This is a genomic window from Mesorhizobium sp. M7A.F.Ca.US.014.04.1.1 (assembly GCF_003998745.1).
Taxonomy (GTDB): Bacteria; Pseudomonadota; Alphaproteobacteria; order Rhizobiales; family Rhizobiaceae; genus Mesorhizobium; species Mesorhizobium ciceri.
On sequence record NZ_RZRW01000960.1, the window covers coordinates 1 to 1,418 of the forward strand.

General features: G+C 59.6%; 2 protein-coding genes and 1 pseudogene. All 3 read left to right on the plus strand.

From position 1 onward, the window contains the following. The coding region (locus EOA22_RS33515) for a methyl-accepting chemotaxis protein (protein ID WP_245478758.1) at positions 1-691 on the plus strand (691 nt) is incomplete at its 5' end. Between the two features lie 23 nt (positions 692-714). Then, positions 715-1,182 carry a chemotaxis protein CheW gene (locus EOA22_RS33520; protein ID WP_063170493.1) on the plus strand — a complete coding sequence of 156 codons (468 nt, stop codon included), beginning with the start codon at positions 715-717 and terminating at the stop codon, positions 1,180-1,182. Next, positions 1,179-1,418 (plus strand): annotated as a pseudogene (locus EOA22_RS33525) (methyltransferase); the annotation flags it as partial. The gene EOA22_RS33520 and the pseudogene EOA22_RS33525, both read left to right, overlap by 4 nt.

The window sequence follows — 1,418 nt, forward strand, 5'->3', positions numbered from 1 at the left end:
GCTCGTCCGCACGATGAACGAGGTCTCGACAGTTGCCGAGCAACCTGCTGCCGTCGCCGGCGGAGGGCAAGCGGGGCTAACCCGTATGGAAGAAACCATGCAGCAGGTCATGGAAGCGGCCGGCGCGATCAATTCCAAACTCGCGATCCTGAGCGAGAAAGCCGGCAGCATCAATCAGGTGGTGACGACCATCACCAAAGTGGCCGATCAGACGAACCTTTTGTCGCTCAACGCTTCCATCGAGGCAGAGAAGGCCGGCCAATATGGCCGGGGCTTTGCAGTGGTGGCGACGGAAATCCGAAGGCTCGCGGACCAGACGGCTGTCTCCACATACGATATCGAGCAGATGGTCAAGGACATCCAGTCGGCAGTCGCGGCCGGGGTGATGGGCATGGACAAGTTTTCCGAACAGGTCCGCCGGGGTATGCAGGAAATCCAGCAGGTCGGCGGGCAACTCTTCGAGATCATTCAGCAGGTTCAGGGGCTGGTGCCACGTTTCGAAGTCGCCAATGAAGGCATGCAAGCGCAGGCGACCGGCGCGGGGCAGATCAGCGACACGCTAACGCAGCTGAGTGAGGCAGCTCAGCAAACAGTCGAATCCCTTCAGCAATCGACGCTCGCGATCGACGAGCTCAATCAAGTCTCAGGCGGCATGCGAAGTAGCATTTCGAGGTTCAAGCTGAGAGCGTAGCGAGCCGGCAGTAGGGGGTGACAATGCTATTTCTCGCCTTCAGCATGGGTCCGGATCGCTACTTGATCGATGTCCACCAAATTGAAGAGGTGCTGCCTCGTCTCGATGTGAAGGTCCTGCCGGGTGCGCCAACCGGTGTGGTGGGTCTGGTCAGCTACAACGGAATACCCATCCCGCTGATCGATGTTACTCTTCTTGCGCTTGGCCGGCCGTCGGAGCGCCTATTGAGCACCCGGATCGTTGTGACGCGCTATCACGCGCATGATGGCGAGCAGCGCCTGCTGGGACTGATCGCGGAACGGGTGACGGATACGCTTGAGCGAGACCCTGCCGACTTCGCGCCGTTCGGACTTGAACCAGGAACCCCGCCCTATCTTGGGCCGGTGGCTTCCGATGGTTCGGAGATCATTCAGTGGGTCAAAGTGGCATCGCTGCTTTCGGAAGAGATACGTACCGCATTGCTCCGCCAGGCCGCGACGGGTGATCAATGACCGGCGCAATTGAAAAGCTCCTGACGGAAACCATCGGACTGGACAGTGCCAGCGTTGGTCCGACAGTGGTCCGTCAGGCGGTCAGAGATCGGATGGCAGCATGCCGGATAACCAACGCTCAGACCTATAAGGAACACTTGACCGGTTCCTCGCAGGAGTTGCAGGAGTTGATCAATGCGGTGGTGATCCCGGAGACCTGGTTCTTTCGCGACCGAGAAGCGTTCACCATGCTGGCG

Coding starts and splice junctions, on each gene's coding strand:
- EOA22_RS33520 (WP_063170493.1), top strand. CDS start 715: ATGCTATTTCTCGCCTTCAGCATGGGTCCGGATCGCTACTTGATCGAT.